Annotated in this window: 27 protein-coding genes; 13 read left to right on the top strand and 14 right to left on the bottom strand. The window is 41.2% G+C overall.

Features of this window, described 5'->3' with window-relative positions; all coding sequences use genetic code 11:
• Positions 1–3 precede the first annotated feature (3 nt).
• Both tsaD and PQO05_RS22645 read left to right on the top strand, forming a co-directional pair.
• Entirely contained in the window at positions 4–1,005 is a 1,002-nt protein-coding gene (gene tsaD / locus PQO05_RS22650; protein WP_273629732.1) for a tRNA (adenosine(37)-N6)-threonylcarbamoyltransferase complex transferase subunit TsaD, read from the top strand.
• Positions 1,006–1,209: 204 nt separating this feature from the next.
• The gene (locus PQO05_RS22645; protein ID WP_273629731.1) at positions 1,210–1,380 is read left to right on the top strand and encodes a hypothetical protein; all 171 of its coding nucleotides are present in this window, start codon (positions 1,210–1,212) and stop codon (positions 1,378–1,380) included.
• Between the two features lie 36 nt (positions 1,381–1,416).
• On the opposite strand, the gene PQO05_RS22640 is transcribed toward PQO05_RS22645, so the two are convergent.
• Positions 1,417–2,259, bottom strand: coding sequence for an oxidoreductase (locus tag PQO05_RS22640; RefSeq protein ID WP_273629730.1), 843 nt, complete (start codon positions 2,257–2,259; stop codon positions 1,417–1,419).
• A 191-nt stretch (positions 2,260–2,450) separates the two neighbouring features.
• Between PQO05_RS22640 and PQO05_RS22635 the strand changes: the two genes are divergently transcribed.
• Positions 2,451–2,603, top strand: a complete 153-nt coding sequence (locus PQO05_RS22635) for a hypothetical protein (RefSeq protein ID WP_273629729.1) — start codon at positions 2,451–2,453, stop codon at positions 2,601–2,603.
• A gap of 169 nt (positions 2,604–2,772) precedes the next feature.
• Here PQO05_RS22635 and recA read toward each other — a convergent pair whose 3' ends face one another.
• Positions 2,773–3,780, bottom strand: a complete 1,008-nt coding sequence (gene recA / locus PQO05_RS22630) for a recombinase RecA (RefSeq protein WP_273629728.1) — start codon at positions 3,778–3,780, stop codon at positions 2,773–2,775.
• 225 nt (positions 3,781–4,005) lie between these two features.
• On the opposite strand from recA, the gene PQO05_RS22625 reads away from it, so the two are divergent.
• Complete coding sequence (locus tag PQO05_RS22625) at positions 4,006–4,326, top strand: hypothetical protein (protein WP_273629726.1); 321 nt, start codon at positions 4,006–4,008, stop codon at positions 4,324–4,326.
• A 134-nt stretch (positions 4,327–4,460) separates the two neighbouring features.
• Positions 4,461–4,988 (top strand): hypothetical protein, encoded by a 528-nt coding sequence (locus PQO05_RS22620; RefSeq protein WP_273629725.1) that lies wholly within the window; start codon positions 4,461–4,463, stop codon positions 4,986–4,988.
• A gap of 5 nt (positions 4,989–4,993) precedes the next feature.
• Here the strand turns inward: PQO05_RS22620 and nth are convergent, their stop codons facing one another.
• The 3 genes from nth to PQO05_RS22605 form a co-directional block, all read right to left on the bottom strand.
• A complete protein-coding gene (gene nth / locus PQO05_RS22615) occupies positions 4,994–5,755 on the bottom strand; it encodes an endonuclease III (protein ID WP_273629724.1) in 762 nt (253 codons plus the stop codon).
• Positions 5,756–5,815: 60 nt separating this feature from the next.
• The gene (locus PQO05_RS22610; protein WP_174313830.1) at positions 5,816–6,016 is read right to left on the bottom strand and encodes a hypothetical protein; all 201 of its coding nucleotides are present in this window, start codon (positions 6,014–6,016) and stop codon (positions 5,816–5,818) included.
• A 71-nt stretch (positions 6,017–6,087) separates the two neighbouring features.
• A complete protein-coding gene (locus tag PQO05_RS22605; RefSeq protein ID WP_273629723.1) occupies positions 6,088–6,672 on the bottom strand; it encodes an RNA polymerase sigma factor in 585 nt (194 codons plus the stop codon).
• A gap of 251 nt (positions 6,673–6,923) precedes the next feature.
• Here PQO05_RS22605 and uvrA point away from each other — a divergent pair, with 251 nt between their 5' ends.
• Positions 6,924–9,743, top strand: a complete 2,820-nt coding sequence (gene uvrA / locus PQO05_RS22600) for an excinuclease ABC subunit UvrA (RefSeq protein WP_273629721.1) — start codon at positions 6,924–6,926, stop codon at positions 9,741–9,743.
• Positions 9,744–10,585: 842 nt separating this feature from the next.
• Here the strand turns inward: uvrA and PQO05_RS22595 are convergent.
• The 6 genes from PQO05_RS22595 to PQO05_RS22570 form a co-directional block, all read right to left on the bottom strand.
• The gene (locus PQO05_RS22595; RefSeq protein ID WP_273629720.1) at positions 10,586–11,146 is read right to left on the bottom strand and encodes an REP-associated tyrosine transposase; all 561 of its coding nucleotides are present in this window, start codon (positions 11,144–11,146) and stop codon (positions 10,586–10,588) included.
• Positions 11,147–11,402: 256 nt separating this feature from the next.
• Positions 11,403–13,667 (bottom strand): aconitate hydratase, encoded by a 2,265-nt coding sequence (locus tag PQO05_RS22590; RefSeq protein ID WP_273629719.1) that lies wholly within the window; start codon positions 13,665–13,667, stop codon positions 11,403–11,405.
• Between the two features lie 215 nt (positions 13,668–13,882).
• A complete protein-coding gene (gene map, locus PQO05_RS22585) occupies positions 13,883–14,644 on the bottom strand; it encodes a type I methionyl aminopeptidase (protein ID WP_273629718.1) in 762 nt (253 codons plus the stop codon).
• 198 nt (positions 14,645–14,842) lie between these two features.
• The gene (locus tag PQO05_RS22580) at positions 14,843–14,968 is read right to left on the bottom strand and encodes a hypothetical protein (protein WP_273629717.1); all 126 of its coding nucleotides are present in this window, start codon (positions 14,966–14,968) and stop codon (positions 14,843–14,845) included.
• Positions 14,969–14,977: 9 nt separating this feature from the next.
• Positions 14,978–15,583: a hypothetical protein gene (locus PQO05_RS22575; protein WP_273629716.1), complete on the bottom strand. Its 606-nt coding sequence runs from the start codon at positions 15,581–15,583 to the stop codon at positions 14,978–14,980.
• A gap of 75 nt (positions 15,584–15,658) precedes the next feature.
• A complete protein-coding gene (locus tag PQO05_RS22570; RefSeq protein WP_273629715.1) occupies positions 15,659–16,279 on the bottom strand; it encodes a polysaccharide deacetylase family protein in 621 nt (206 codons plus the stop codon).
• A 90-nt stretch (positions 16,280–16,369) separates the two neighbouring features.
• Here PQO05_RS22570 and PQO05_RS22565 point away from each other — a divergent pair, with 90 nt between their 5' ends.
• The 5 genes from PQO05_RS22565 (at position 16,370) to PQO05_RS22545 (ending at position 20,971) form a co-directional block, all read left to right on the top strand.
• Positions 16,370–17,809: a TolC family protein gene (locus PQO05_RS22565; protein WP_273629714.1), complete on the top strand. Its 1,440-nt coding sequence runs from the start codon at positions 16,370–16,372 to the stop codon at positions 17,807–17,809.
• Between the two features lie 24 nt (positions 17,810–17,833).
• Complete coding sequence (locus tag PQO05_RS22560; protein ID WP_273629713.1) at positions 17,834–19,186, top strand: efflux RND transporter periplasmic adaptor subunit; 1,353 nt, start codon at positions 17,834–17,836, stop codon at positions 19,184–19,186.
• A gap of 67 nt (positions 19,187–19,253) precedes the next feature.
• On the top strand, positions 19,254–20,258 hold the full coding sequence (locus PQO05_RS22555; RefSeq protein ID WP_273629712.1) for an NAD(P)H-dependent glycerol-3-phosphate dehydrogenase: 1,005 nt from the start codon (positions 19,254–19,256) through the stop codon (positions 20,256–20,258).
• A gap of 25 nt (positions 20,259–20,283) precedes the next feature.
• Positions 20,284–20,607 (top strand): hypothetical protein, encoded by a 324-nt coding sequence (locus PQO05_RS22550; protein WP_273629711.1) that lies wholly within the window; start codon positions 20,284–20,286, stop codon positions 20,605–20,607.
• A gap of 49 nt (positions 20,608–20,656) precedes the next feature.
• A complete protein-coding gene (locus PQO05_RS22545; protein ID WP_273629710.1) occupies positions 20,657–20,971 on the top strand; it encodes a hypothetical protein in 315 nt (104 codons plus the stop codon).
• A 79-nt stretch (positions 20,972–21,050) separates the two neighbouring features.
• Here the strand turns inward: PQO05_RS22545 and PQO05_RS22540 are convergent, their stop codons facing one another.
• Positions 21,051–22,892 (bottom strand): DEAD/DEAH box helicase, encoded by a 1,842-nt coding sequence (locus tag PQO05_RS22540; protein ID WP_273629709.1) that lies wholly within the window; start codon positions 22,890–22,892, stop codon positions 21,051–21,053.
• A gap of 126 nt (positions 22,893–23,018) precedes the next feature.
• The gene (locus PQO05_RS22535) at positions 23,019–23,474 is read right to left on the bottom strand and encodes a DUF4293 domain-containing protein (RefSeq protein WP_273629708.1); all 456 of its coding nucleotides are present in this window, start codon (positions 23,472–23,474) and stop codon (positions 23,019–23,021) included.
• A gap of 94 nt (positions 23,475–23,568) precedes the next feature.
• Here PQO05_RS22535 and truA point away from each other — a divergent pair, with 94 nt between their 5' ends.
• Both truA and PQO05_RS22525 read left to right on the top strand, forming a co-directional pair.
• On the top strand, positions 23,569–24,363 hold the full coding sequence (gene truA, locus PQO05_RS22530; protein ID WP_273629707.1) for a tRNA pseudouridine(38-40) synthase TruA: 795 nt from the start codon (positions 23,569–23,571) through the stop codon (positions 24,361–24,363).
• Between the two features lie 114 nt (positions 24,364–24,477).
• Positions 24,478–26,277, top strand: coding sequence for an ABC transporter ATP-binding protein (locus PQO05_RS22525; protein WP_273629706.1), 1,800 nt, complete (start codon positions 24,478–24,480; stop codon positions 26,275–26,277).
• 85 nt (positions 26,278–26,362) lie between these two features.
• On the opposite strand, the gene PQO05_RS22520 is transcribed toward PQO05_RS22525, so the two are convergent.
• Positions 26,363–26,599 carry a hypothetical protein gene (locus PQO05_RS22520; RefSeq protein WP_273629705.1) on the bottom strand — a complete coding sequence of 79 codons (237 nt, stop codon included), beginning with the start codon at positions 26,597–26,599 and terminating at the stop codon, positions 26,363–26,365.
• Positions 26,600–26,728: the final 129 nt, after the last annotated feature.

Below are 26,728 nucleotides of genomic sequence, written 5' to 3'. Positions count from 1 at the left end.
GCTGTGCCTGTAATATTAGGAATCGAATCTTCTTGCGATGAAACCTCTGCCGCCATTTGTGCAGACGGCGTAATGCTGAGCAATATTATTGCCAATCAAACAATTCACGAAGCTTACGGCGGCGTAGTGCCTGAGCTTGCTTCGCGGGTTCATCAACAAAATATTATTCCTGCTGTACAACAAGCTATAATAAACGCAAAAGTAAGCAAAAATGATATTGATGCAGTAGCTTTTACGCGCGGACCAGGCCTTTTAGGGTCATTATTAGTAGGCGTATCTTTTGCCAAGGCGTTTGCCCTTGCTCAAAATATTCCGCTTATTGATATTAACCACATGCAGGCCCATATTTTAGCTCATTTCATTGCTGATGATAAACCCCAATTCCCCTTCTTATGTTTGACCGTTTCGGGCGGCCACACACAAATAGTTTTAGTAAAAAACTATTTCGATATGGAAATTGTGGGGCAAACCCAGGATGATGCCGCCGGCGAGGCGCTGGATAAGACCAGTAAAGTGCTTGGTTTACCTTACCCGGGTGGACCACTTATTGATAAGTATGCGCGTTTGGGTAATCCTGACGCTTTTAAATTTCCAGAGCCGCAGATCCCAAATTACGATTTCAGCTTTAGCGGGTTGAAGACTTCGATCTTGTATTTTATCCGTGATAACGAGATAAAGAACCCCAACTTTGTTCAGGAGAATATGCCGGATATTTGTGCTTCGGTAGAAAAACGGATTGTAACCATTTTACTTAATAAACTGGAGAAAGCTGCTATTGCTTATGGCGTAAAACACATTGCCCTGGCAGGTGGAGTATCGGCCAATACAGGCTTGCGTTTAGGCATACAACAACTGGCTGATAAGCATAACTGGAAAAGCTTTATCCCTGCATTTCAATATTGTACCGACAATGCCGCCATGATTGCCATTGCAGGCCACTATAAGTTTTTGCAAGGCGAATTTGTTGGTCAGCAGGTTGCGCCATTGGCGAGAATGCCATTTTGAGCAATGAGTGAAGGAGTGAGTTGTGAATGAGTGAATGAAACTTGCTACCTTTAAATTTTTAATGATGATTGGTATTCACTTTTAAGCAATGAGTGAATGAGTGAGTTTTGAGGGAGTGAATGATAGCCAACTTCTGAATAATCCTTACTTTTGCCACCGTGTAGTGACTCACTCATTCAAAATTCACTCACTCACAACTGATTTATGAACGGACCTTCATTAATTTTCTGGATAGTTTTTGCGATACCTCTTTTTGCTTTTTTAATATGGCTAATGCGCCAGGACAAAAAGAAAGGTATTACCGGCCTGGTAGTAGTGTTAATAACCATTGTTGTGGCCGTTGTTTATATGTACGTTAAAACCGGCGGAAAATAAAAGAGACGCAATATATTGCGTCTCTTCGATATGTTCTTATTGCTCGTCTTTCGGAAAGTCGGCACCTGCGCTGGTTTCGGCCCAGGTATCAAAATCTTTCTTCAATTGTTCCAGTTTATTGCGGGCACCTTTAAGGGCAGCTTCGCCTAAAAGTAACCTCAATGGAGGGTTTGCCGATTCAACAACTGCAACCATTGCTTTTGCTGCACGAACTGGGTCGCCGGGTTGTTTGCCGCTGTAGCCGCGGATGTTGTTCTTGTTGGTTTCGGCAGTTTCTTTATAATCATCAATCACAATCTTGCTGTTATTAGCAGAACGGCCAGCCCAATCGGTACGGAAACCGCTTGGTGCAATAACGGTAACTTTAATACCAAGTGGAGCAGTTTCTTTCGATAATGCTTCAGAGAAACCATCAACCGCGAATTTAGTAGCGTTATAAAAACCTACAGCCGGGAAGCCAACCAAGCCACCGATAGAAGCTATATTTAAGATATGGCCGCTGCGTTGTTTACGCATAATAGGTAATACTGCTTTGGTTACGTTAGCCAAGCCAAAGAAGTTGATCTCGAACATACGTCGGATCTCATCTTCTTCGCTTTCTTCAATAGCGCCAAAATAGCCGATGCCTGCATTGTTAACCAATACATCTATAGAGCCGAACTTTTGGGTGATCTGTTCTATCGCCGCTTTAATTTCTTCGGGCTTGGTAACATCCAGTTTTACCGGAATAGCAGTTTCGGGATAATCTGCTACGATATCTTTAACATCATCTGTATTGCGCGAAGCCACTGCCGCTTTATAGCCGCTTCCCAGTACTTCTTTGGCCAACTCCCTGCCAAAGCCGGTGGAGCAGCCTGTAATGAACCATACTTTACTCATTGTTTCTCAAATTGATTTATGTACTACGAATTAACAATTTGGGCAGGATTTGTTTGTCATTTTGAGGTTGAATTGTTGATTGAGTTGGATTAAGTTGATTGGCTAATTTATCCACCCGATGACTGTTGCATCGATACTCACCATTAAACCTTCCAATTTTCAGCAAGTCATATTTTAAAATGAAAACAACCATGAAAACGATAAAATATTTTATGCTACTAATAGTTGCAGCAGCAAGTTTCAGTTCGTGCGTAGTACGTGAGCGTAGAGGGGGTTATGTTGAAGGGCATTATAATTATGGCCCTTATGGTGGCCGTCATTGGGTGCCGGCACATTATAATTGATAAGTAGTAAATGAAAATTTGTCATTGCGAGGTACGAAGCAATCCCGTCGCCAATGCTTATTTGATTTGCACGGCTACGAGATTGCTTCGTACCTCGCAATGACAAATTTGATATAAACAGAAAAGGCAGCCTATTGGCTGCCTTTTCTGTTTATATATTTTAATAATACTATGCTTCTGCCAGTTTATCGGCAGTAACAGATGCTTTGATTTTTTCTTCCAGTTCCTCGGCTAATTCAGGGTTATCCAGGATGAGTTGTTTAACCGCATCACGGCCCTGGCCCAAGCGGGTATCGCCATAGCTAAACCATGAACCTGCTTTTTTAATGATGTTATAATCAACACCCAGGTCAATGATTTCACCTGCTTTAGAAATACCTTCGCCAAACATAATGTCGAACTCGGCAATACGGAAAGGAGGGGCAATTTTATTTTTAACGATCTTAACTTTTACGCGGTTACCAGAAACCTCGTCGGTATCTTTAATTTGAGAGATACGGCGTACATCCAAACGTACCGAAGCGTAGAATTTAAGGGCATTACCACCGGTGGTAGTCTCAGGGTTACCAAACATTACACCGATCTTATCACGTAATTGATTGATGAAGATACAGCAACATCCGGTTTTGCTGATGGTACCGGTAAGCTTACGTAAGGCTTGCGACATTAAACGGGCATGTAAACCCATTTTAGAATCGCCCATTTCCCCTTCAATTTCGCTTTTGGGAACCAGGGCTGCCACAGAGTCAATTACGATAATATCGATAGCGCCAGAGCGGATCAGGTTATCAGCAATTTCCAATGCTTGCTCTCCGTTATCTGGTTGTGAGATTAAAAGGTTCTCAACATCTACGCCCAGTTTCTTAGCGTAGAAACGGTCGAAAGCATGCTCCGCATCAATAAACGCTGCGATGCCGCCTTTTTTCTGACATTCTGCAATTGCATGAATAGCCAAAGTTGTTTTACCAGATGACTCTGGTCCATATATTTCAATAATACGGCCTTTAGGCAAACCGCCAATGCCGAGTGCAATATCCAAACTAATAGAACCGGTTGAAATGGCCTCCATTGGTTCAATGGTATTGTCGCCTAATTTCATGATGGTTCCTTTGCCATACGACTTTTCCAGCTTATCTAAGGTAAGCTGCAATGCTTTCAATTTATCCGGGTTGCTCATTTTCGTTGTTTCTTGAACAAATGTAATAATAAAAATATTAAATGCTAATAAAATTAGTAAATTATTTTTTTAGCGTATTTTGTTAGTGCGAAATTGTAGTAAACTTACCTAAGTTAATAAGGAGTATCAAATATTCTTTATCCACATTGTTTCCTTATTAATATATTGGCCTCTAGTTTCAATTCCATGAATAGACGAATTCTAATCTTTTTAATTCTTTTTGTAATGCAAATTGCAGGCTGTCAACCCAATTTAAAATTTAATAAAAGTGAATGGAGTTACAAAGAAGATTGGGATTATCCCTACCGTGATGAAATGTTAAACGACTTGACTAAGAATCATAAGTTAAAGGGTTTGACATTTCATCAATTAATTGATTCATTAGGGCAACCACAAGCAGATGGAACAGATAATAGCTTTTTTTACGAGACCTTAATTGATTTTGGATCTGATATCGATCCTGTTCATACCAAGTCTTTAGTGATTCATTTAAACAAAGATTCTGTTGTATCAGGATTTGAAATTAAAGAATGGAGAAAACGCTAATCAAATTTCTTTATCCACAGTCTATACATGTGAGTATATTGGCTGGCATATTTAAACCCTATGACTGTTAATATCGAATTACCTGAAGAACTAAATGTCGCATTAGATAGTGATGAGTTTGATGATAAGCGGGTATGCTAATTGATGCAGTAGAATTTGTAAATGAAGATTTGTATCTGACGTTCTCTATTCGGTTTTATGGTAACGTTCGTGGGCCGGTGTGGAAAGTTACTGTGAGTGGAGTAGAAGAAGAGTTGATAAAAAGAAGCTGGAGCCAAAATATTGGGCTTTATACAGAACATCCTTTGCTGTTAGAGTATACGGATCCATATAGAGAACTTTATTTGAATGGAACGACAGAGGATGCGTTGGATTTATTTATTGATATCAACAGGGCTGTAAGCCAACTTTCCAACGATAGCGAAGACATATCCCGATATTTGTTTTCTTACTCAAGTATAGCACAATTAAGCAAACAAGGTCATGGATTATTTGCAAGCGGCCCTAAAACTATATTAACGCTTCATGCAGAATGCTTATCCCGCTACGGAATCAAACCTATATTTATAGGAGATAAGGATCGTGGCTCTAATGAATTGAAATTATTTAAATTGGGCTATAGTTATGTAATAGGCCGGGACTTTTTGTTTGAAAAGCTATAGCCATATCAAACATTCTTATCCACACTAATCTTCTTCAATGCCTTATGTGTAGCTGCATTTTGCTTTTTCTTTTTGGCGGCTTCCAGTTTCTTTTGTTTAGCAGCTTCTGCTTTTAATAGGGCGCTTTCTGTATTATTTTTCTCGTAGTATTTGCAAAAATAGGTGAGGGGGCATATTTCGCATTTAGGTTTACGTGCTACACAAATATAGCGGCCATGTAGTATCAACCAGTGGTGAGCTACGCTTAGCGTTGATTTTGGCAGATGCTCTATCAGCTGCTTTTCTACCGCCAGTGGTGTGCGTGCATTAGTAGTTAAACCTATTCGATTAGATACGCGAAAAACGTGAGTGTCTACCGCAATTGCCGGAACGTCAAAGATAACAGAGACAATAACGTTAGCCGTTTTGCGGCCAACACCCGGAAGCTTTTGCAGATCTTCCATATTATTAGGGACCTCGCTGTTGAATTTCTCTACCAGCATCTGGCCCATACCCGATAGGTGCTTGGCCTTGTTATTAGGATAGCTTACACTGCGGATGTAAGAGAAAATTTCTTCAACGGTCGATTCGGCCAGTGACTCTGGCGTGGGGTAACGTTCAAAAAGGGAAGGGGTGATCTGGTTAATGCGTTTATCGGTGCATTGTGCCGACAGGATTACCGCTATCAGCAGTTCGAAAGGGTTCGAGTAGTGCAGTTCTGTAACTGCATTGGGCTGGTTCTTCGAAAAATAATCAACAAAGTGGCGGTAACGTTCTTGTTTAAGCATCGCACAAATATAATAAGAGCCCCGATGAAAATCGCGGCTCTTATTAAAGATCGTTTTAACCTAACGCATCCGTTTAGAGTAGTTCAAGATGTTATGAATAGTTTGCAGATTTGGTTTCAGTTGTAACTGGTCCAGATCGGTGCGGAGCGAGTGATAAAATAACATTTCATCAGCATCCATGTTCTCGATAACATTTGACTTATCCATAGCATCCTGGTTATTGATTACATTTAAAAAAGTTGTTGTAAAAAGTTCACCCATAAGCTTGTAAAGTTTGTATATGATAACAAACGCAAGCTTATATGGATTATTTTAATTAATTAAAAAATTAATTAGTTTTTTAAACTCAACTCTTTTGTCTGCATCATTTTACGCAGGTTATTAAGTGCATAACGCATACGGCCCAAGGCTGTATTTATGCTTACATCAGTTATATCGGCTATTTCTTTAAAGCTTAAATCGCCGTAATGGCGCATAATCAACACTTCTTTCTGCTCGGCAGGTAACAGGTGGATTAATGTTTTTAAGTCTTTATGAGTTTGCTCACGCACCATTTTATCTTCGGTACTTTCATCGTAATGGCCCAATACTTCAAAAATGTCAAAGTCTTCGCCATTGCTAACTAAAGGTGTGCGTTTTTCTCGGCGGAAATGGTCAATCACCAGGTTATGGCCAATGCGGGTAACCCAGGGTAAAAATTTACCTTCTTCGTTGTATTTCCCAGCCTTAAGGGTATTAATTACCTTAATAAACGTATCCTGAAAGATATCTTCGGCCAGATATTGATCTTTTACCAGTAAATAAATGGAAGTGTATATTTTGGATTGATAGCGGCGAATTAATTCAACCAGCCCACTCTCATCACCCGCAACATATAGATGGATTAATTCCTGATCACTTTTCAATTGAAAATCCATAGAACTACTACTTTAAACGTAATTAATTTAAAAAATACTTGTTTAAGTAAAGTTCTAATCTATAGGGGTTCCTCTTTCTTTTTTAGAATTGTTATACCAAATAAAACAATAATTTCGTTAACAAACAAATTAAATTGAAAAACTGTTATAGGTGGTTTATCTCTAATATGTAGTTTTTTAAGTGTCTATTTGGAATATGCTAAATCTTTTAGGATTTTTGCAACCTCTTAAAAGACAGGATATCCGTACCTATGATTAACGCAACAGAAGCAGATCCACAACATCATATTATTATAAAAGGTGCCCGGGTGCACAACCTCAAAAATATTGATGTTGCCATCCCTAAAAACAAGTTGGTTGTTATAACCGGCATGTCGGGTTCGGGTAAATCGTCACTGGCTTTTGATACCCTTTATGCCGAAGGCCAGCGCCGTTATGTGGAGAGTTTATCCTCGTACGCCCGCCAGTTTTTAGGCCGGATGAATAAACCCGATGTAGATTATATCCGTGGTATTGCCCCGGCTATTGCTATTGAGCAAAAGGTGATCACATCAAATCCACGTTCTACAGTAGGTACTTCTACAGAGATCTATGATTATCTGAAATTACTGTTCTCGCGTATTGGACATACGCTTTCGCCAATATCTGGCAAAAGAGTAAAAAGGGATAGCACTACAGATGTTATTAATTTTTTAACTACCCTGCCTGCCGAAACACAGGTTACTATATTATGCCCGCTGCATCCGCATAACGACCGCTCTTTGAAAGAAGAGCTGGCTGTATTGATGCAAAAGGGTTTTGTACGTATTGAATATAATGGCGTACTAAACCGTATTGAAAGTATACTGGAAGATGAGAGTGTAGTAAACAATTCACTCGAAGAAAACCAGGTGAGGATTGTGGTCGACCGCCTTTCTGTTAATACTGATGACGAAACCATCAGTCGTATGGGTGATTCAATCCAGACTGCCTTTTTTGAAGGCCGTGGCGATTGCTACGTACGCTACCCGCATCCCGATACCGAGCACGAAACTGAAGCTTTCTTTTGTGACCGTTTCGAGCTGGATGGCATCCGTTTCGAAGAACCTTCGCCAAACTTCTTTAGCTTTAATAATCCTTACGGTGCTTGTAAGCGTTGCGAAGGCTATGGCAAGATTATCGGTATTGATGAGGACCTCGTTATCCCTGATAAAAGTAAAACCATATACGAAGGTGCAATTGCCCCATGGCGTAGTGAAAAAATGCGCGAGTGGAATGATGCATTGGTGAAACATGCATTAAAGTTTGATTTTCCAATCCATCGTCAGTATAACCAATTAACAGAAGCTGAGAAAGCTGTTCTGTGGACTGGTAACCAATATTTCCGCGGGCTGGATGAGTTTTTCAAAGAACTCGAAGAGCAAACCTACAAAATACAATACCGCGTTATTTTATCGCGTTACCGTGGTAAAACCGTTTGCCCTGAATGTAAGGGAAGCCGTTTGCGTAAGGATGCATCGTATGTAAAAATATCGGGCAAATCAATTACCGATATTGTATTGATGCCTTTAGATAAAGCACGCGAGTTTTTCGATGGGTTGGAATTAAATGCCCACGACGAAAAAATTGCCAAGCGCTTATTAATGGAGATAACCAATCGCCTTACTTTCTTAAATGATGTGGGTTTGAGTTATTTAACACTTAACCGTTTATCAAATACGCTATCGGGGGGGGAATCGCAGCGGATTAACCTCGCTACTTCACTGGGTAGTAGTTTGGTGGGGTCGGTATATGTGCTGGATGAGCCAAGTATCGGTTTGCACCCGCGCGATACCCAGAGATTAATTACTGTGCTCAAATTACTGCGCGATGCCGGTAACACGGTATTGGTGGTTGAGCACGAAGAAGAAATTATGCAGGCTGCAGATTACCTGATTGATATTGGCCCCGAAGCCGGTACACATGGCGGTGAACTGATTTTTGCAGGTACGTATGATGAGATCATTGCTGATGCAGATAGTTTGACCGGACGATATTTGAGTCGCCGTGAGGAGATCGAAATCCCGGCACATCGCCGTAAGTGGAGCGACTCTATTGTTATAAAAGGAGCAAGGGAAAATAATCTCCAGAATATTACTGCGAAATTTCCATTGGGTGTGCTTACCGTAGTTACCGGTGTATCTGGCTCTGGTAAAACCAGTTTGGTGAAACGTATTTTAGCCCCTGCTTTACAAAAAGTATTGGGTAACTATAATGGCGAACAAACCGGTGCTTACGATACTATTGAAGGAGATTACAGCCAGATAGAACAGGTTGAATTGGTAGATCAAAACCCGATCGGTCGTTCGTCACGCTCAAACCCGGTAACGTATGTAAAGGCCTGGGACGAGATCCGTAACCTGTATGCCTCTCAGCCTGCAGCCAAAGGCTCTGGCTTGAAACCTTCTGCATTCTCTTTTAACGTAGAGGGCGGCCGTTGCGATGTTTGTCAGGGCGAGGGTGAGGTTAAAATTGAAATGCAGTTTATGGCCGACATATTTTTGCCTTGCGAAGCCTGCAACGGCAAACGCTTTAAGCAAAATGTGTTGGATGTAACTTACCAGGATAAAAACGTATCAGAAGTATTGGAGATGACCATCGACAATGCTTTGGAATTCTTCAAAAAAGAAGCGAAAATCATCAATAAGCTGAAACCGTTGGTTGATGTTGGTTTGGGTTACGTGCAGTTAGGGCAATCGTCAAATACCTTGTCAGGTGGAGAGGCTCAGCGGATCAAATTAGCATCGTTCCTTATCAAGGGTAATAACACGAGCAAAACGCTATTCATATTTGATGAGCCGACCACAGGCTTGCACTTTGCAGATATTAAGAAATTATTGAAATCGTTTGATGCGCTGTTAGATCAGGGTAATACCATTATTGTTATTGAACACAATATGGATGTGATTAAAAGTGCAGACTGGGTAATTGATATTGGCCCCGAAGGTGGCGATAAAGGTGGTAAGCTGGTATTTGAAGGTTTACCCGAAGACTTGGTGAATGATCCGGATTCTTATACCGGTAAGTTCCTGAAGGAGCGTTTGGCTGAGTAATTTAGCCTTTTAGATATTAGATGATGTACGCCCGTACATCTTTTAGCAGCAGTTTTTAAGTTAGATAATTGCTAAGTACGATTTATAAAAGGTTACTTATCAATTATCAATGCTGCTGTTCATTTTCATATTATTTATTGTTGATAGTTAATGCAATGCTTTTTACGATAAAGTAAAGTGGAGCTGCTGTTGCTATGCCTGAGATGATGATTGAAGTATTCATGATATGCTAAGATTGTAATTGAATAATATATGTTGGCTGTCCCGGTGGATTAGTTGTTGAATTTAGCTGCGATAGTTTTTACTACTAAGAATAATGGAGCTGCCTGTGCTACGATGCCTGCGATAACGATTGAAGTATTCATGGTTTCTAAAATTTATAATGTATAGAGTGGTTGATAATTGAAATGGTTTAACGCTTAGTTATTGAATTTAGCTGCGATAGTTTTAACTACTAAAAACAATGGAGCTGCTTGTGCTACGATACCTGCGATGATGATTGAGTTGTTCATGATTTTATGTTTTAAAGTTTTAATTAATGTTTGATGTATAGGTTAAGGCAAAACCTGTACCGATGCTGAACGATTATTAAAAAGTGCCTTTAATGGCTATTATAGGCGGTTTTTAAGTACTGTGGAATATTTCCCCAAAAGATAAATTGGGGAAAAGGTTGTGGAAATGGGGAATTTGTTACTTGCATGCGATGGCGTTGCAAACGCCGTAAAGTGTGCGCACGCGATGCAATCGCGCGCGAGAGGAGCGGGAGAAGAGCCTTAGTTTGCAAAGAATCCTTGCGCGCGATTGCATCGCGTGCTTAAAACTTCTTCGCGTTTGCAACGCATCTACATCACGCCTAAATCTAAGATGGATATATCCATTAACCCCGGTAACCCTGCATAGCTGCTTGCCGAACTATATAAATAATGTTCCTGCTCGGCCACAATTTCAGCCCTTACCGGATTATCGTGAATATATTCAAGCTTCTGTCTAAGTATTTCTATCCGGTCACACGCAATACCATGGTAACCATCCTGCCATACTTTATAATCCTGTATGCGCTGGATGTATTTACCGTTATAAGCAAACCGGAAAAGCAACCAGTTTCTGCGGCTTTCGTTTTCCTGCTCAATTAATTTGATGATTTGCTTACTGGTATGCTTTTTAAAGTCGCGAATAATATCCGCAAGCTTGGCGGGTTGATCTCCTGATACCAATAAGTGAATATGATTTGTCATTAAGCAGTAAGCATGTACTTCTAATTTTTTATGCTGCTGACAATAAATCAGGGATTCAATAACGAGTTGCTTATAAGGTTGTCGTGTAAATATATCAACCCAATCAACTATAGTAAAAGTTACGAAGTAAATATCATTGGGGTTACGAACTTTGTATTGGTGCGACATATAGGCGGTTAGGTTAGCCTAAGATAACTGTCCACGCGTATAGTTGCAAGTTTAAGCGTTGCAAACGCTATGAAGTTTTAAGCACGCGATGCAATCGCGCGCAAGATATAAGAGAGAAAAGTAAAAGGAAAAAAAGAAAACTCGCGCGCGATTGCATCGCGTGCGCAACACTTCACGGCGTTTGCAACGCCACTATAAAACCAAAAAAGGGACGCTCATCGCGTCCCTTTTTCATATTCACTAACCGAAAGGTTAATTAGTTCATCTGTCTGCGGATGATGTTTAATGCACCACCAGCTTTAAACCACTCAATTTGCTGAGCGTTGTAAGTATGGTTAACAGGGAATGATTCTGTTGAACCATCTTTGTGATGTAATACCACGGTTAACTGTTTGCCTGGGGCAAATTCAGTTAAGCCAACGATATCGATTGTGTCATCCTCAAGGATTTTATCATAATCGGCAGTATCTGCAAATGTGATACCCAGCATACCTTGTTTTTTAAGGTTGGTTTCGTGGATACGGGCAAATGATTTTACCAGGATAGCACGAACGCCTAAGTGACGTGGTTCCATAGCTGCGTGCTCACGTGATGAACCTTCGCCATAGTTTTCGTCGCCTACTACGATTGAACCGATACCGTGCGCTTTGTAATCGCGTTGGGTAGCCGGAACAGGACCGTATTCACCGGTTAATTCGTTTTTAACTGAATCTGGGCTGTTATTGAAATAGTTGATCGCACCGATCAGCATGTTATTTGAAATGTTATCCAGGTGACCACGGAATTTCAACCATGGGCCAGCCATAGAGATATGATCCGTAGTACATTTACCTTTAGCTTTAATCAAAAGTTTTAAGCCGGTAATGTCTGTACCTTCCCAAGCTGCAAATGGCTCAAGCAATTGTAAACGTGATGATTTTGGATCAACTTTTACTTCAACTGCGCTACCATCTTCGGCTGGTGCCTGGTAACCTGCATCTTCAACAGCATAACCTTTAATAGGCATTTCAATACCAACCGGTTCGTCAAACTTAACCTGCTCACCAGCTTCGTTGGTTACAGTATCAGTTAACGGGTTAAAGCTTAAATCACCCACAATCGCAAATACAGTAACGATCTCTGGAGATGCTACGAAAGCGTGGGTGTTAGGGTTACCATCCTGGCGTTTAGCGAAGTTACGATTAAACGATGTGATGATAGAGTTTTTGCGGGTTGGATCATCAGTATGGCGTGACCACTGACCGATACACGGACCGCAGGCATTTGCCAATACTACACCACCAATTTGCTCAAATGTATTTAAGTAACCATCGCGCTCTACAGTGTAACGTACAAGCTCAGAGCCTGGGGTTACAGTGTATTCTGCTTTAGCTTTTAAGTTTTTATCGATAGCCTGTTGTGCGATAGATGCTGCACGGGTAATATCCTCGTAAGATGAGTTTGTACAAGAACCAATTAAACCAACTTCTAATTTTACCGGCCAATTGTTTTCTTTAACAGCGGCAGCAAATTTAGAGATAGGCCAAGCCAAATCCGGAGTGAATGGTCCGTTTACATGTGGCTCCAGTTCGCTCAGGTTAATTTCGATAACCTGATCAAAATATTGCTCTGGGTTAGCGTAAACATCAGCATCACCTGTTAAGTGTTCTTTAATAGCGTTTGCTGCATCAGCAATTTCGCCACGTTTAGTACCACGCAGGTAATCTTCTGCTTTTTCATCGTAACCGAAGATTGAAGTTGTTGCACCAATCTCGGCACCCATGTTACAGATAGTACCTTTACCTGTTGCAGATAATGAACGTGCGCCTTCGCCGAAGTATTCAACGATAGCACCAGTACCACCTTTTACGGTTAGGATACCAGCCACTTTAAGGATAACGTCTTTTGCAGAAGTCCAGCCAGAAAGTTTACCGGTTAAATGTACACCAATCAGTTTAGGGAATTTAAGCTCCCAAGGTAAGCCGGCCATAACGTCGCAGGCATCAGCGCCACCAACGCCAATAGCAACCATACCCAAACCACCAGCATTAGGTGTGTGTGAATCAGTACCGATCATCATACCACCCGGGAAAGCGTAGTTCTCTAATACTACCTGGTGGATAATACCTGCACCTGGTTTCCAGAAGCCGATACCATATTTATCAGAAACAGACGATAAGAAATCGTATACCTCTTTGTTAATGTCTTTTGCAGTAGAAAGATCCTGATCAGCACCAATTTTAGCCTGGATCAGGTGATCGCAATGCACAGTAGAAGGCACAGCCACTTGCGGGCGGCCAGCTTGCATAAACTGCAATAAAGCCATTTGTGCAGTAGCATCCTGCATCGCTACACGGTCTGGTGCAAAGTCAACGTAGTCAACACCACGTGCAAATGCAGTTTTAGCATCACCTTCAGAAAGGTGAGCGTACAAAATTTTCTCTGTAAGCGTTAAAGATTTTCCGGTCGCTTTACGGGCAGCGTCAATACGCGTGCTGTAGCGGTCGTAAACCTTTTTGATCATGTCTAAATCAAAAGCCATTTGTATTTGATTTTATAAGTAAAAAGTAAAGTCCAATGTTTTAACCCTTTAACAGGCCTAACGCGGCGAATGTACAAAATTTAACACCCAATTGGTAACGTAGGTTTGGGCAAATGTTATTTGGATATATTCTAAATAAAGTGTCCCCCCAGCCCCCTAAAGGGGGAGCTTAGTAAAATTAACTTCTGTTCCCCCTTTAGGGGGTTAGGGGGCTTTTAATATATTCCGTTCTCTTTCGTCAATATCACAGGCGCACCATCTGTAACCATAATGGTATGCTCGTGCTGTGCTACAAATCCGCCCTTGTTGCCGGTTAAGGTCCACTTGTCTTCGCCTTCGTTGGCATAGGTAGAGTGGGTAGCAATAAAAGTTTCGATAGCCACAATCGAATTTTTGCGGAAACGGCTTTTATTCTCCGGATCGCGGTAATTCAATATTTCGTGTGGTTCTTCATGCAAACTACGGCCTACACCATGGCCTGCCAGGTTTTTAATTACTTTAAAGCCATGTTTGGCTGCTTGTTTTTCAATCAACAAGCCAATGTCGGCTATTTTAACGCCGCCTTTAATCTGGCTGATGGCCGATTGTAAGATCTGCTTTGATGCTTCGATTAATGGTGTGTGGTTATTAATGTCTTCGCCCAAAACGAAAGAACCTCCGTTATCGGCCCAAAAGCCATTCAATTCTGCCGATACATCAATGTTGATGAGGTCGCCTTCTTTCAAAATTTTATCTGCTGAAGGCACGCCATGCGCAGCCTCATGATTTGTAGATATACAGGTATAGCCCGGGAAGTTATAAGTAAGCTTTGGAGCCGATTTTGCACCTGAGGCTTCCAGTAAAGCGCCACCAAAGTCATCAAGCTCTTTAGTGCTCATGCCCGGTTTGCAATGCTCGCGCATGGCTTTAAGTACCTGCGCCACCACATCACTTATTTGCTGCATCCCCGAAAGTTCTTCGTTTGAAGTTATAGACATTGTAGTATATATAATGGTATGTGCAAAGATACCAATTAATGATTAGGCATCATATTGTTGCAATGGTAGATGATACTGATGTGGCAATAATATTACTTTGGAGAGAAGTATAAAATATTAAATGCCCAATACAATTATGTATTGAGCATTTAATTCTAATGTATTGCTACTTTATTAAAATAGCATAAAGTGCCAGTACTATTTTTTTGTGTTTTGGGGCTTAGGTGGTGGTGGTGGACCTGCCTGTGTACCACCTGTTCCTGGTTTAGAGTGCCCTTTTGTTCCACCATTCTGAGCACTACTTCCTGTTGGTCTCTTTTGCATGATATTTAATTAAATTGGTACTTCTATAAAGATAGTGTTTTTTGGACGAGATAGAAAAACTCTTGGCATTGTATACAATAAATTTGAACTTTGATAGTCGTAAACTTTGACATCCCTCAAAGATATTTCAGATATTTCTTCTGTTTCGGAAAATGAATCGACTTCGCCATGAAATGTTAAATTATTAATGATATCTCTGACGTAGACTTCTGTGACTTTGGGGTCATTTAGAAAATATGAATATAGATTTTCTTCACCATACTTATCCGCTATAGTTAGGAGTCGAGCAAAACGTGTAATCCACTTTTTATTCTCTATCAAAGCGGCTAAAAAACCAATCGATATTGAGACAGCTGTCGCTCTAAATATTTCAAAAAAGGGAATGCTTGTTGCTACAACAAATGTTTTCCAAAATTCTTTTATCTCACCCTCTAAGAAAATATAGAAGAGAGCATCAGACAGAATATAACAAGCTCCTCCGAAAAAAATTGAGTTTACAATGAATTTGAATGGCGACCATTTTTGATAAGTTGTAAGTTTTTCAAAGATTAATGTTGCAATACCACCAGGTACAAGTAATAATATCAACTTTAATGCCAAGGCCGAAATGTCCATAAGTAAGTATATTGTGAGAAGGTTTAATTGACAAGTAAGGTAAAACTTAAAAGAGAATTTACAAAGTAATATTCATTATAATAATATCTTGAATTGATACCCTTCCTTACTCCAATACTCCATTGCCCTCGGCAATACATATTCCAGCCTATTAAATGCTTTCAAGCTATCATGAAACACTACGATTGATCCATTCTCCGTATGCTTAACCACATTCTTCAAACATCTCTCAGGTTCCAAGCTCATATCGAAGTCGCCGCTGAGTACATCCCACATGATGATCTTTAAATTTGGATATAGGTTTTGCAATGTCTTTGCCTGCGATTTCTTAATCCGTCCATAAGGTGGGCGAAAGAGGTTTGATTGCGTTAACTCCTGGCAAGCCTGCATATCTTTTATATAAATATTATCTTCTGTCTTCCAGCCTTTAAGGTGATGGAATGTATGGTTGCCAATGGCGTGGCCATCTGCTTTTACCTGCTCAAAAACATCGGGATGTTTGCGTATATTATCGCCAATGCAAAAGAAAGTGGCTTTGGCCTGGTACTGTTTTAAAATTTTTAATACAAACGGTGTAACAACAGGTATAGGGCCGTCGTCAAACGTTAAATAAATGATTCGCTTATCACGATCTTCATTCCACAATAAGCCGGAATAAAATTGCTTAAGCAGCCAGGGTGTTTTTACCAGGTACATTTACAAATTAATTAAATTAGTTCCACCTTCTAATAAATAAAATTCGGGGATACAATGTAAGCACTTGTGCAAAATTGTAAATACAACATTATGAAACACCTGTTTACTATAAAAAATTTAAAACCTATTGCCGCTGCAATCCTGCTGTTCTCGGGCGGTAGCGCAATGGCGCAAGAGAAAATCTCACTCGAGAAAGCCATCCAAAACGCGCTCGACCGTAACCTGCAAATTAAGCAATCGCAGTTTACAGAGGCTTTGGCTAACGAAGATTATAAACAGGCAAAATATAATATGTTGCCCAATGTAAATGCAAGCGGGCAGGGGTCGTACAATTTTGGTCGTAGCCCTAACTTAACTACGTATGCTTACACCAACCAAACATTTTACTATGTTAACGGCCAGGCACAGGCATCACTTATCTTGTTTCAGGGCAGGCAATTGCATGAGCAGATTGTATCCAATAAGCTTATGCTCGAAGCCGACAAAAACAGCACTGCCAAAGTAAAAAATGATTTGGTGCTTAATGTGGTAACCACCTTTTTATCGGTATTAACCAATCAGGATTTGGTTACGGCAGCTAAGCAGCAAATTGATATTGCCCAGTTAACATTAGACCGTACAGGTAAAAGCCTGAAGGTTGGAAATTCTACAATGGCCGATCTGTCGCAAGCTAAGGCACAGGTAGCTACTGCCGAGCTTAATTTAACCAATGCACAAAACGCGTTCGAGTCATCTATCCTTACACTGAAACAGTATATGGAAATGGATCCTAACACTGCCATTGAGATTGACAGGCCGGATGTTAGCAAAATTGCAGACTTAAAAACGGCTTATGATGCCAACTATGTAATTAAAACTGCGCTTAAAATAAACCCCGATATTAAACTTGCCGAAAGCCAGGAACGCACTTATGCTGAGCAGATAAAAGTTGCCAGAACCAGCTACTATCCTACACTGTCATTATTCGGTAGCTTTGGGTCTAACTACTCAAGTATCTCGCAAAACATTATAGGCGGGCAAACCATCAGCCAGCAAATTGGTGTGGTGCAGGGTACTAACCAGCCGGTTTTTGCGCAGGTTACCGCGCCTATAGTTGCAAACTCTTATCCATTTGCAAGTCAGTTTGGTAATAATTATAATGGTTCGGTTGGGCTTAATTTGCAGATTCCTATTTTCGGTAAGTTTCAAGTACGTACCACGGTTCGTAAAGCTAAGCTGAGTTATGAGAACGCTGCGGTTACTACTCAACTGGCAAAAAACACCTTGACGAAAACAATCAGTCAGGCGGTGCTGGATGCACAGGCTGCCGATAAAAAATACCAGTCGGCACTGCAAACTTATCTGGCTAATAAAGATGCTTATAATGTAGTGCAGCAACGCTATAATGTAGGTTTGGTAAACTCGCTGGATTATAATACGTCGTTAACAAACCTTAATAAATCGCAGTTTGATATGATTGCTGCGCAATACGAATCAATTTTTAGAAGCAAGGTAATTGATTATTATCTTGGTAACCCTATAACACTTTAAACAATACAAAATCCTTAATTAATAATGGGAAAGACTACAAAATACGTTTTAATTACTCTGGGAGTACTTATTGTATTATTCATTGTTGGTAAAGCAACAGGTATTATCGGTAAACCAGATAAAACGCAGGTTGCAACCGAAAAAGCTGCCGCCCGTGATATTAACGAGGTGGTATCGGCAAGCGGTAAGATTAAACCTGAGGTTGAGGTTAAGATCAGCTCTGAGGTTTCGGGCGAGATTGTGGAGTTGCCGATTAAAGAAGGCGATATTGTTAAAAAAGGCCAGCTGCTTTGCCGTGTTCGCCCGGACATTTTAAAATCTGGTTACGAGCGTGCAGTGGCATCATACAACAGCCAAAAAGCAAGTGTTGGTAATGCAAGCCAAATGCTGGCACAGGCACAGGCTAACTACGCCAACTCAGAATCTAAATATAAACGTACCAAAGAACTTTACGATAATAAAGTGGTAACTGCATCCGAGTTTGATGCTGCCAAGGCCGAATATCAAGGCGCCAAAGCAAACATCGAAGCTTTAAAACAAAGCGTAGTGGGTTCGCAATATGGCTTGGCACAGTCACAGGCTTCGGTAAAAGAAGCACAGGATAATCTGGCTAAAACCAGTATTTATTCGCCTGTTGATGGTGTGGTATCAAAACTATCTGTTGAAAAAGGCGAGCGCGTGGTAGGTACAGCGCAAATGACGGGTACCGACATTATGACCATATCTGACCTGAGCAAAATGGACGTGAACGTTGATGTGAACGAAAATGACATTAACCGTGTGCACCTGGGCGATTCATCAAAAATTGAGATCGATGCTTTTAACGATAAAACTTTCTCGGGTGTGGTTTATGAAATTGGTAGCTCGGCAAACGTTGTGGGCACCAACGCCGACCAGGTAACTAACTTTACCGTTAAGGTGCGGATCAACCCAGAATCTTATAAAGATCTGATCAACAAAAGTGTTAATGGTCACTCGCCATTCCGCCCGGGGCTAACCGCTACTGTGGATATTCAAACCAATCATACACATGCACTATCTGTTCCAATCCAATCGGTTACTACACGCGAAGAAAAGAAAGATGATGGTATGAAGAAAAAGGACGACAGTGATAACAGTACCGATAAGAAAAAGATAGGTGCCGTTACCAAAGAATATGTATTTATTTACAAAGCAGGCAAAGTATCACAGGTTGCGGTTACTACCGGCATTCAGGATGATACCAATATCCAGATCTTAACCGGCCTTAAAGAAGGCGATGAGGTAGTTTCAGGGCCGTACTCAGCGATCTCTAAAACGTTGAAAGACAAGATGGACGTAGAGAAAGTGGATAAATCGAAGCTATTTAGTTCGGATAATAAGCAGAAGGATAACTAATAACTGATTAATATTTTTTTATTTTGTCCTGCAAGAACAAATTGGTTCTTGCAGGACTTTTTATTTAATGGATACCCAAAACAAAATAGCAATTATTGGTGGTGGCAGCTGGGCCACAGCAAACATCAAAATGCTGGCTGATAACACAGCCGAAAAACAGATTTTTTGGTGGATGCGCAATGCAGACGCCGTAGCACACTTACGCGAATTTAAACACAACCCTAATTACCTGAGCTCGATTGAAATTAAACTACCGAAGCATCATATATCCACCGACATCAAGCACATCATAGGCGAGGCTAACTTTATATTGCTTAATGTGCCTGCGGCCTTCTTAAAAGAAGCTTTAACAGACATTACCGCCGAAGACCTGAAAGGTAAATACATCGTATCGGCAATTAAAGGTATTGTGCCCGATGAAAACCAGATCATTGGTGAGTTTCTTAATCAACATTACAATATCCCCTTCGATCACTTTTTGGTGCTGAGTGGCCCATGCCATGCCGAAGAGGTAGCACTTGAGAAACTATCATACCTAACCATTGCCTCCGGCGACCCGGAACTGGCTGCGCATTTTGCCGGCTTAATTAACACACGTTATATCCAAACCATTGTATCAGATGATATTTATGGTACCGAATGGGGCGCAGTGCTTAAAAATATTTATGCAGTAGCCAGTGGTATTTGCCACGGTATAGGTTATGGCGATAATTTTCAGGCGGTATTAATTTCAAATGCCATCCGTGAGCTGGAACGTTTTGTTGATGTTGTGCATCCGATAGATCGCGATATTAAAGAGTCGGCTTACCTGGGCGATTTGTTGGTGACCGCTTACTCGCAGTTTAGCCGCAACCGTACTTTTGGTAATATGATAGGTAAAGGCTATACGGTAACCTCGGCCCAATTAGAAATGAATATGATTGCCGAGGGTTATTATGCAGTAAATTGCCTACACCAGGTGAATAAACAGTACAAAGTAGCTATGCCTATTTGTGAGGCTGTTTATGCTATTTTATACAAGAAAAAGGCACCTGTGCCGCAAATGCAACATTTGGCAGGACAATTGAGTTAGTATCTGAAATACAAATTCAGAAACTATGAAAACTTCCTTCAAATCACTATTAGTAGCCGGTGCTATGTTTTGTGCAGCACAATCTTATGCGCAAAGCGATGTTAAAAAAGCAGAGCATGGCGTTGGCCACGCTGCTACCGATGTTGGCCATAAAACTTCAGAAGTTGCCTCAAAAGGATCATCTGCCGTTATCGATAAAAAATATGAAGGCAAATGCGGCCCGCGTGGCGAAACTATCTATATCAATAAAAAATCGCAGTACTACTACGTAGATAAGAAAGGCCATCGTGTTTATCAAAAGAAATCTCAATTGATGGACAAGAAAGATATGGAACATCACAAAATGTAATATCAAAGCCGGGCTTTACGGCCCGGCTTCTTTTATCTACCCTTCACCCATGAAAAACGCGGCTTTAATTATTGTTCATTTTGTTTGTGCTGTTGTATTGTTTGGCGTTGCCTGTGCAGGTAATACGCAAAGCAAGCTTAAAGGTAACTGGCACTCTAAACAAGGTTCGGTTTTAAAAATAACCGATGATGAGTTTATGGCAGATAACAATTCGCCGGCTGAGGATTATATTTTAAAAGGCGATACCATTTATACTTCATTTCAGGGCAATCAGCCTTATACCCGTTTTGTTATTGAGCATCTGGACGATCATCAGCTTAGGCTGCAATACCCGGATTCTACCAAAATAGAATTTGCCAAATAACACAAAAGCCCTCCGGATTGCTCCGAAAGGCTTTAACTAACTAAACTAAAACTAAATTTTTATTGTGAACGTAAACGTATTAGCTACGGTTACGGCGTTCTGAACGTTCTTCGCGGCGTTTGCCAGAGAAATCTCTGAAACCACCACCGTTACTTCTGTCGCCACCTTCACGGCGTTGGTAACCACCACCACCGTTTCCGCCTTCGCGACGGTTGCCTCTGAAGCCGCCGCCACCATTGCCGCCTTCGCGACGTTGGTAACCACCACCAGAACGGCCACCTTCCTGACGGTCGTCGCCAGATATTTCTATCCTTACATCACGACCTTTGTATTGGATCGATTTGAAAGCGTTCATTACAGTGTCCTTATCAGCATTGGCAACCTCGAAGAAAGAGTAAACACCCTTAACATCAATTTTACCTACTGTACGGCCAACAATACCGGTGTTGTTGCAGATGTAACCCAGCATTTCGCCACGGCCAAATCCATCAACAGAACCTAAGTTGATAAACAACCTGGTAAATTCACCGTTGTTACCACGAACAAAACGTTCGCCTGTTGCACCATCTCTGTCTCTGAAACGAGCCTCTTCAGGAGCGTTCAAATCAGGAGCGTTTTTGTAATAATCTAAGAAGCGGTTAAACTCTAAAGATGCAAAACGTTTAATTAAATCTTCTTTGCTCAGGTCGGCAAACTCATCCATAATACGTGGGATGTATTGTTCAATCTGGCTTTCGTTCACAGTTACGTTATGTACTTTGTGAATTAAAGAGAACAATTGTTTTTCGCAAACATCAAAGCCATTCGGTACTTCAGCTTTAACAAAAGCTTTACCAATAACTCTTTCAATCTGGCGAATTTTACCTAATTCTTTCGAGTTGATGATAGCGATAGATACACCGGTTTTACCTGCACGGGCTGTACGGCCGCTACGGTGGGTGTAGTTTTCGATCTCATCAGGTAAAGAGTAGTTAATAACGTGTGTAACGTCGTTAACATCAATACCACGTGCAGCTACGTCTGTTGCAATTAACAGTTGTAAGCTACGCTCGCGGTAACGTTTCATTACCTTATCGCGTTGTTGCTGTGATAAGTCACCGTGTAAAGAATCGGCGTTGTAGCCATCTTTAATCAGTGCTTCAGCAATTTCCTGAGTCTCAATTTTGGTACGGCAAAATACAATACCGAAGATATCAGGGTTAAAATCAACAATACGTTTAAAAGCAGCGTATTTGTCGCGGGCACGCACAATATAGTACTCGTGCTCAATGTTGGCATTCCCGGTGTTTTGCTTACCCATGGTAAGTTCATGCGGGTCTGTCATGTATTTTTTAGCTATGCGTCTAACTTCGTTAGGCATAGTGGCAGAGAATAACCAGGTTTTTTTCTCTTCCGGAGTAGTTGACAATATCTCGTCGATATCATCCTGGAACCCCATGTTAAGCATCTCGTCTGCTTCGTCTAATACAACATAACGTATATCAGAGAAATCAATCGCTTTACGGCCAAGTATGTCAAGCATACGCCCAGGCGTAGCTACCACAATTTGCACACCGCGTTTAATACTACGAAGCTGATCCATAATGCTTGCGCCACCATACACTGCCACAACTTTAGCGTTGGGTATGTTTTTAGCAAACTTTGTTAAGTCACTTGCAATTTGCAAACACAACTCGCGTGTTGGGCAAAGTACCAGTGCCTGAGGATGATTTTCTTCGAAATCGATTAATTCTAATAGAGGCAGTCCGAATGCAGCCGTTTTTCCGGTTCCCGTTTGGGCTAATCCGACAAAATCGTTGCTGCCAGACAATAGTACAGGGATAGAAGCTTCCTGTATTGGAGTAGGTTTTTCAAAGCCTAACTCGCTAATGGCATTAACAATGTCATGACGGATTCCCAGTTCAATAAATGGGTTGTTCATGAATTTAAATAACGAACTTGGCAACATCGCCAAATCGAGTGCAAAGGTACGCTATTTAAATTTTAAATCAAACAGTTATTTGTAAATGGCATTATTTAGCATAACTGTTTGATTATTTGAATGGTATTATCGTAATCTGTCGGCAGAGCGCACCAGTTTCTCATCGCGCTGAATAGCTTTGGCTGCAAAAATCAGCATCACAATGCTAAGGCTTGATAGTAATAAACCAATGCCCATATTGTTGGTGCCGATAGTAATGCCGCCGGTAACGCTTTTAACAGTTTGCGCCATCCAGAAGCTAAAACCGATAACAACCAGTATGGCGCTGTAGCAGAACGTAACCTGCTTTTTGCGGTTTTTGTAAAGGAAAATGATGATGATGGGGAGCAGGCCTATTATTGCTGTAACCGCAGTTAGGGCTACAAAAACTTCGGTATGGGTTTCCTGTCCGTTTACTATTTGGTATAAGCCGGTAGCTTTAATCGTAGTGGGTATGCCATTAATATCAACATTATGTGCTAACGGGAACAGATAAAGCGCGAAAATTAAAAGGCCTGCCAAAAACAGGTATATAGATTGCATTCTTTGTATCATAGTTGTATTAAGAGTCACAAAGATAATATTTGTTTCACTAAAACATAAGTATGCATAAGCCACGGTTTATTAACTTTGCGCCGTGGCCGAACAACAACGTTATTTTATAGAACTCGCCTATGACGGTACCAATTACCACGGCTGGCAAACCCAGCCTAATGCAGTAACGGTACAGGAAATGCTGAACAAGGCCTTAAGTACTTTATTAAGGCAACCCATTGAAACCTTAGGTTGCGGTCGTACGGATACAGGGGTGCATGCGAAGCAGTTTTATGCGCACGTAGACGTTGCCCCCCAACCCCCTAAAGGGGGAGTAGAAGAGGGTAGCGGCTCCCCCTTTAAGGGGCTGGGGGACGTTAGTTTGGCAGGCCTTAATGCTTTGTTGCCTTATGACATTGCGGTGTCGCGTATTATCCCGGTTGATGCAGAAGCTCATGCCCGTTTCGATGCCACGCTTCGCTCTTATGAATACCATGTCCATTTTCAGAAGGATCCTTTTAAAACCAAATATTCGTGGTTGTTGAGGGATAGGCCAGATATTGAGCTGATGAATGCAGGTGCACGTATAATGATGGAGTATATCGATTTCAGCTGTTTCAGTAAATCAAATACCCAGGTGTTTACCAATAATTGCAAAATTAGCCGTGCTGAGTGGGTAGAGAACTCCGATGGCAGTTTAACCTTTCACATCTCGGCCGATCGCTTTTTACGTAATATGGTAAGGGCGATAGTTGGAACGATGATGATGATCGGCAAAAAGGAAATAACGCCCGAGGCTATCAGGCAAATAATAGAAAGCAAAAACCGCAGCAAAGCCGGTACATCTGTGCCTGCCTGCGGCTTATATTTAACAGAAGTAGTTTATCCATATTTGTAGGGATTTCGGATTTCGGATGTTCGATTTCGGATTTTAATATTTCTGAGTAAGAATATCAAAATTTGAAAAAGCATAAATCCGAAATCGAACATTCGAAATCCGAAATAAAAAAGAATGAGTAATGTAACCGGAAATGCCATCGACTGGCGATTAATGCGGCGGGTAATGCACTATGTAAAGCCATATAGGCTTACGTTCGGTATTGCTGCTTTCCTCACTATATTTTTAGCGGTAATTGCGCTGGTGCAACCAATATTGATTCAGCGTACGCTGGATAAGTACATTGTGGTGGGCGATTATAATGGATTGGTGTTTATGGTTGGTTTGATGATTAGTCAGTTGGCTATACAAACCGTGGCGCAGTACTGGCAAACGTATATGACCAATGCGCTGGGCCAATCGGTAATTAAAGATTTGCGGATGGATGTGTTTAACCATATCATCAGCCTGCGTTTAAAATATTTCGATAAAACCCCTATTGGGATGTTGATTACCCGTACGGTATCGGATCTGGAAACTATTGCCGATATTTTCTCGGAAGGCCTGATCTCCATAGCCGGTGACTTACTGCTGGTAATTGCCATCGTAATTTATATGCTGATTGAGGATTGGAAGCTGACGCTGATTACCCTTATCCCAATGCCTTTTCTCTTTTTGGCTACGTATGTGTTTAAAGAAGCTATAAAATCATCGTTCCAGGAAGTGCGTACGCAGGTTTCGCATTTAAATACCTTTTTGCAGGAGCATATCTCTGGTGTTAGTATTATCCAATACTTTGCCCGCGAAGACCAGGAGATGCGCAAGTTTGTGGATGTGAATCGCAAATATCGCGATGCCAACATCCGCTCTAACTGGTATTACTCTATCTTTTTCCCGGTGGTCGAGATTCTGTTTGCCGTGTGCATGGGCTTATTGGTTTGGTACGGTTGCAAACGAATTTTATCTGACGGTGAACTGGCTAATTTCTCAGCCTCCAAACACGGCGTTACACCGGGACTAATCGTTGCTTTTATTTCATTATTGAACTTATTATTCCGCCCCATCCGCCAATTGGCTGATAAATTTAATACCCTGCAAATGGGTATGGTGGGGGCTGATAGGATCTTTAAGGTTTTGGATACCGACGAAGTTGCCGTTAATACAGGCCGCATCAAATCGGGTGAAATTATTGGCGATATAGAGTTTAACAAAGTTTGGTTTGCCTATAACGATGAAAACTGGGTATTGAAAGATATCAGCTTCCATATTAAACCGGGCGAAACACTGGCGCTGGTTGGTGCTACCGGCGCGGGTAAATCATCAACCATCAATATCTTGAACCGTTTTTATGAAATAGGCAAAGGCGAGGTAAAAGTAGATGGCATTAACCTGCAGGAATATGAAACCGGCTTTCTGCGTTCGAAGATTGCCACGGTGATCCAGGATGTTTTCCTGTTTTCTGATACCATTGCTAATAACATCAGCCTAAATAATCCTGACATTACTTTAGATCAGATTATTAAAGCCGCCAAAGATGTTGGCGCGCATGAGTTTATTGAACGCTTACCCGGCGGTTATCAGTACAACGTGATGGAACGTGGCGCAACTTTATCGGCAGGGCAGGCGCAATTGATCTCTTTCATCCGCGCGCTGGTTTATAACCCGGCTATTCTGGTTTTGGACGAAGCAACATCATCAGTAGATACTGAAACAGAATTGCTGATTCAAAACGCAATTGATAAACTGATGGAAGGCCGTACCGCTATCGTTATTGCGCACCGCCTATCCACCATCCAAAAAGCAGACAAGATCATCGTGCTCGATCACGGTGAGATCAAAGAAATTGGTACCCATCAAGAGTTATTACGCATCCCCAACGGTTTCTACCGCAAATTGTACGATCTGCAATTTAATTCGGCGGGGATAAGTAGATAAGCAGTTGTGAGTAGTGAATTAGTGAGTTGTGATAATGCAGGGCATATAACTCACTAATTCACACATTCAAAACTCATAACTAAACCTACGGCTGTACTTTCCCTTCTTTCATGCCTTCATCTTCTGTCGGCGGGGTTTTGATGGGGTTTACAGGTTCCTCGTCGTTGCGGCGCTGCTTATCTACGTTGCCGAAGTTGGCATTTTCTTCATGGTATTGTTTATCCTCTTTTTTCACCACGCTTTTGTGCCCGTTATCCACCGGTCTTTCGGTAGGGGTATCTGATGGTGATGGTTTATTAGGATCGTTCGCTGGCTTTGTCATGATGTAAGTGTTATTGTTGATAGATTAACTCATGCGGCGATTTTTTGTTTAAATCCGCCTCAATCTGTATTCACAAATACAACAACTTTATTACAAAAACGGGATGTTACTTTTTACGGCGTTACACGT

Source organism: Mucilaginibacter jinjuensis, assembly GCF_028596025.1.
Classification (GTDB): domain Bacteria; phylum Bacteroidota; class Bacteroidia; order Sphingobacteriales; family Sphingobacteriaceae; genus Mucilaginibacter; species Mucilaginibacter jinjuensis.
This window is presented reverse-complemented; position numbering and strand designations above follow the sequence as displayed.

Coding starts and splice junctions, on each gene's coding strand:
- PQO05_RS22645 (WP_273629731.1), top strand. CDS start 1,210: ATGAACGGACCTTCATTAATTTTCTGGATAGTTTTTGCGATACCTCTT.
- PQO05_RS22640 (WP_273629730.1), bottom strand. CDS start 2,259: ATGAGTAAAGTATGGTTCATTACAGGCTGCTCCACCGGCTTTGGCAGG.
- PQO05_RS22635 (WP_273629729.1), top strand. CDS start 2,451: ATGAAAACGATAAAATATTTTATGCTACTAATAGTTGCAGCAGCAAGT.
- recA (WP_273629728.1), bottom strand. CDS start 3,780: ATGAGCAACCCGGATAAATTGAAAGCATTGCAGCTTACCTTAGATAAG.
- PQO05_RS22625 (WP_273629726.1), top strand. CDS start 4,006: ATGCAAATTGCAGGCTGTCAACCCAATTTAAAATTTAATAAAAGTGAA.
- PQO05_RS22620 (WP_273629725.1), top strand. CDS start 4,461: ATGCTAATTGATGCAGTAGAATTTGTAAATGAAGATTTGTATCTGACG.
- nth (WP_273629724.1), bottom strand. CDS start 5,755: ATGCTTAAACAAGAACGTTACCGCCACTTTGTTGATTATTTTTCGAAG.
- PQO05_RS22610 (WP_174313830.1), bottom strand. CDS start 6,016: ATGGGTGAACTTTTTACAACAACTTTTTTAAATGTAATCAATAACCAG.
- PQO05_RS22605 (WP_273629723.1), bottom strand. CDS start 6,672: ATGGATTTTCAATTGAAAAGTGATCAGGAATTAATCCATCTATATGTT.
- uvrA (WP_273629721.1), top strand. CDS start 6,924: ATGATTAACGCAACAGAAGCAGATCCACAACATCATATTATTATAAAA.
- PQO05_RS22595 (WP_273629720.1), bottom strand. CDS start 11,146: ATGTCGCACCAATACAAAGTTCGTAACCCCAATGATATTTACTTCGTA.
- PQO05_RS22590 (WP_273629719.1), bottom strand. CDS start 13,667: ATGGCTTTTGATTTAGACATGATCAAAAAGGTTTACGACCGCTACAGC.
- map (WP_273629718.1), bottom strand. CDS start 14,644: ATGTCTATAACTTCAAACGAAGAACTTTCGGGGATGCAGCAAATAAGT.
- PQO05_RS22580 (WP_273629717.1), bottom strand. CDS start 14,968: ATGCAAAAGAGACCAACAGGAAGTAGTGCTCAGAATGGTGGAACAAAA.
- PQO05_RS22575 (WP_273629716.1), bottom strand. CDS start 15,583: ATGGACATTTCGGCCTTGGCATTAAAGTTGATATTATTACTTGTACCT.
- PQO05_RS22570 (WP_273629715.1), bottom strand. CDS start 16,279: ATGTACCTGGTAAAAACACCCTGGCTGCTTAAGCAATTTTATTCCGGC.
- PQO05_RS22565 (WP_273629714.1), top strand. CDS start 16,370: ATGAAACACCTGTTTACTATAAAAAATTTAAAACCTATTGCCGCTGCA.
- PQO05_RS22560 (WP_273629713.1), top strand. CDS start 17,834: ATGGGAAAGACTACAAAATACGTTTTAATTACTCTGGGAGTACTTATT.
- PQO05_RS22555 (WP_273629712.1), top strand. CDS start 19,254: ATGGATACCCAAAACAAAATAGCAATTATTGGTGGTGGCAGCTGGGCC.
- PQO05_RS22550 (WP_273629711.1), top strand. CDS start 20,284: ATGAAAACTTCCTTCAAATCACTATTAGTAGCCGGTGCTATGTTTTGT.
- PQO05_RS22545 (WP_273629710.1), top strand. CDS start 20,657: ATGAAAAACGCGGCTTTAATTATTGTTCATTTTGTTTGTGCTGTTGTA.
- PQO05_RS22540 (WP_273629709.1), bottom strand. CDS start 22,892: ATGAACAACCCATTTATTGAACTGGGAATCCGTCATGACATTGTTAAT.
- PQO05_RS22535 (WP_273629708.1), bottom strand. CDS start 23,474: ATGCAATCTATATACCTGTTTTTGGCAGGCCTTTTAATTTTCGCGCTT.
- PQO05_RS22525 (WP_273629706.1), top strand. CDS start 24,478: ATGAGTAATGTAACCGGAAATGCCATCGACTGGCGATTAATGCGGCGG.
- PQO05_RS22520 (WP_273629705.1), bottom strand. CDS start 26,599: ATGACAAAGCCAGCGAACGATCCTAATAAACCATCACCATCAGATACC.